Source organism: Desmonostoc vinosum (genome assembly GCF_059505385.1).
Map to the genome: position 1 here is coordinate 1 of NZ_JCACKM010000316.1, position 3,356 is coordinate 3,356.

General features: G+C 44.9%; 3 protein-coding genes. 2 read left to right on the forward strand and 1 reads right to left on the reverse strand.

All coding sequences use genetic code 11. The features are described from left to right. Positions 1-123 precede the first annotated feature (123 nt). Positions 124-1,086 (reverse strand): M48 family metallopeptidase, encoded by a 963-nt coding sequence (locus tag AC5JMF_RS31790; protein ID WP_495799698.1) that lies wholly within the window; start codon positions 1,084-1,086, stop codon positions 124-126. Positions 1,087-1,213: 127 nt separating this feature from the next. Between AC5JMF_RS31790 and AC5JMF_RS31795 the strand changes: the two genes are divergently transcribed. After that, entirely contained in the window at positions 1,214-2,758 is a 1,545-nt protein-coding gene (locus AC5JMF_RS31795; RefSeq protein WP_495799696.1) for a helicase C-terminal domain-containing protein, read from the forward strand. Between the two features lie 155 nt (positions 2,759-2,913). After that, on the forward strand, positions 2,914-3,126 hold the full coding sequence (locus AC5JMF_RS31800) for a DUF2839 domain-containing protein (protein WP_495799697.1): 213 nt from the start codon (positions 2,914-2,916) through the stop codon (positions 3,124-3,126). The last annotated feature ends 230 nt before the right edge of the window (positions 3,127-3,356 follow it).

A 3,356-nucleotide genomic window follows, 5' to 3' on the forward strand; every position in this document is an offset into this window, starting at 1 on the left:
ACGCAGTCGCCTGCGGAGGGAAACCCTCCTTTACTCGCTGTCTCACCGCGTCTCCTTATCTCCGCGTCAGCCAAATCATAAGTCTTTAAACGGACATGACATAACACCCCCATCAGCAAAAATCTACTCAGATTTTCTCTTTTTGTTAATTTCTCGTCGCAATTCTTCAATTTGACGGCGCAAAGCTTCGGCCTCAGTTGCAGTTTTTTGAGCATCAACATTGACTGCACCGGAAGCGGGCGATCGCGGATAATTTCCCCGGCGAATTTGCCGATACTCCTCTGATACTGCCCACTGCCGTAAATAGTGTATGCGTTCCACAGGAAAAGGATGACTCAACATCATTCCTTGAGCGCCATTGTAAATCAAGAATTTATACACTTGATTCAAACCATCTTCATCCAATGCTTGGTAATTTTCTGACTGCCGAATAAATTCTTGTAAACTGCATTCATTAGCATATTTAATACTACCGCCAGAAATTTTCATCATAGATGACATCACAAGATTCAAGTCATCTATAACTAACAACGTGGCGCGATCAGCAGACAACTCAGCTTTGCGTCGCCATTCAAAAAAGGCATAAATCAAGGCCTGAGAAAGAAAATTGCCGATGCCAAAGGTCAAATCTCCCAAGGCTGAGGCAGTATTCATCGCCCAGATCGCCATTTGAATTAAAATAGTATGACCACATTTAATATGCCCCAGTTCATGGGCTAGCACCGCCCTCATCTCGGCTTCGTTTAGTAAGTCAAGTATCCCTGTATTTATAACTATGTAAGGATTTTCTTGCCCCAGTGCATAGCTATTTGCTTGGGGATCTTGTGAGACAAACAGTGCAGGTTCTGGGTAAATGTCCAAATCCCGCACACATTCTCGAAACATGTGGTAAATAGTGGAATATTGGCGCGGCCCGACTTGGATGGTGTTACCCATTAGATAGACTAACTGAGGGCGTTCATAGACAAATTCCACGAATTTACTGGCAATTAAATCAAATCCAGGTAAGTTTCGTAAAGCTTGCTCAGCTTGGCGATCCAGTGGATGCCTAAAGGCTTCGCTGGAAATTCCTGTGTAAGTTGGCATAGTTTGGAGTGATTGGGATTGGTCATTTGTCATTGGTCATTGGCAGACAAATGACTAGTGACTAATGACAAGATAATAGAAATGGGGCTTGGTTTGTGAAAGTCACTTTGTATGGGATTAAAAGCGTGTGATTGAGGCAGAAGTTCATTTATCACTACACAACTTTTTGCGATCGCAGGCGGGCTTCCCTTCCTGGCCCCATCATTTGACGATGGCGAGGTTGGTAGCGCGTGCCTTGCGCTTAGGACGTAGCGCTCTAATTCAAGTAGGTGCGGTTTGTGGCTATCAAGGACGATATCGCACCAGTTTTGTAGCATCAGCATTGCTGTGGCATGGCCCTGTAATTATTGTTACTCCAGAAGCAGTACAACAACGCCTGCTACGAGTAGAAATTCCCCGTCTACAGCAGTGGCTACCAGCAAATAAGCCGATCAGGACAGGTGACGCCTGGCCAAGTAACGAGTTCCAAGGACTGCTTTTAACGACCCCAGAAGCTTGGTTAAAAGCACAGCTAGTTGGTGAGCATTTTCCTCAAGGCATTCCCACAATTATTGATGGGGTAGACGATTTAGAAGATTGGGTGCGTCATCAACTTACCCAAAATATTCAACCCGATGATTGGGATCAACTCATGCTGGCTTACCCAAACCAAGCGGAAGTCATTCGCGAGGTACGGGTACAACTAACACACGAAATATTCCAACATCCCGCTAATCCCTATGAGTGCTATCTAATTTCTCAGCCAGAAACAGAAATTCTCAGTCGTCTTGACTCTGCTTTAGATCCAGCTAATCTGCCAGATGTTTGGCAACACTTCCAATTTAATAATGTTGATCTTTCTCCCCCCACTTCCTCATCCCCCCTCCTCTGGGCAACTATTGCCCGTCGCCAGGGTTTATTTTCTTTGCACAACGCGCCAATTGAATTAGGAAAAATACTCTCCCCGATTTGGCAGCGACAGCCAGTAGTTTTAATTGGTAGCGCTTTGGAAGCAGAAACAGAAGCACCCCTGTTTCGTCAGCGTCTGGGGTTAGAAGATGTCACTTGCCTCAAGTTCTCCTCTGACAGCCAAGCAGAAGCAATCCAACTTTATGTACCTTATAAGTTACCTCTACCTAATACCCCAGAATTTCAACCAGCATTTATTCACAAAGTCCGCACGCTAGTTTGTTTGAGTGCTACAGCCCCAGGATTGACGGTTGTGCTAGTGGGGGATGTGCCACTCAAATCACAAGTAGGGGCAATTCTGGCTTCAGAGTTTGGTTCGCGGGTACAGGTAGAAAAAACTTGTTTGGATGAAAATGGTATTTTAATCAGCGGTTGGGAATTTTGGCGAGAGCATCAAACAGTTCTACCTGCGCCTCAGCTGTTAATTATTGCTACTTTACCCCTACCATCTTTAGAAAATCCTCTAGTAGCCAGTAGGGTTGCTCATTACAAGCGATCGCACCAAGATTGGTTTCGTTTATACTTGTTGCCAGCAGCTTTAAATGAATTACAACGTGCGATCGCCCCAGTACGAGAAAGTCAAGGCATCGTTGCTTTACTTGACAGTCGCGTAGTTAACCGCAGCTACGGCACTCAAATCCTGACTGCCTTGAGTCCCCTAGCACGCATTAACTATCTTGATCCAAGTTTATTTTCTAGTGGCAGTGAGGAAAATTCTATTTAGCTGTTTGTCCTTTTACGTTTTGTCAATCACAAAGCGATCGCCCCAAAGCAAGCACTATCATCAGCTTATGGTAGAGATGAAACTCACTCGCTTATACCATAAACTGACTCCTGTCTATATAAACTTAAAACCCAAATTGAATTTGAATTATTAATATGGGTGAAGCAAAACGCCGGAAAACTACACTTGGGGAAAAATACGGTCAAGACACTCGCATCTTGCCTTGGGTTCCCATCACTAAAACTCAAGCTGAACTATTTGTTGCTTGGACTACTCGCGGTGCTTGGGTAGGCATTGGGATTATGGTTGCCGCATGGGTGACAATTCGTTTTATTGGCCCAGCTTTCGGTTGGTGGGAAGTAGTGTAATCAAAAGAACGCCTAACAGGCAACAGGGAACAGTTTCTTGTTGCCTTCCTCGATGAGACTTAAATAATTCGTAATTCGTAATTCGTAATTCGTAATTCGTAATGACGCGACGCTCCTGTGTCGCTCTAAGCGAAGCTATGCCGCAGGCTTTACGCTGACGCTCGTACCTCGCTAGCGCTGCGAAGCGCGTAATTAAGTTTTGTAATGGGGATTGAGCGCAAAGTCACCAG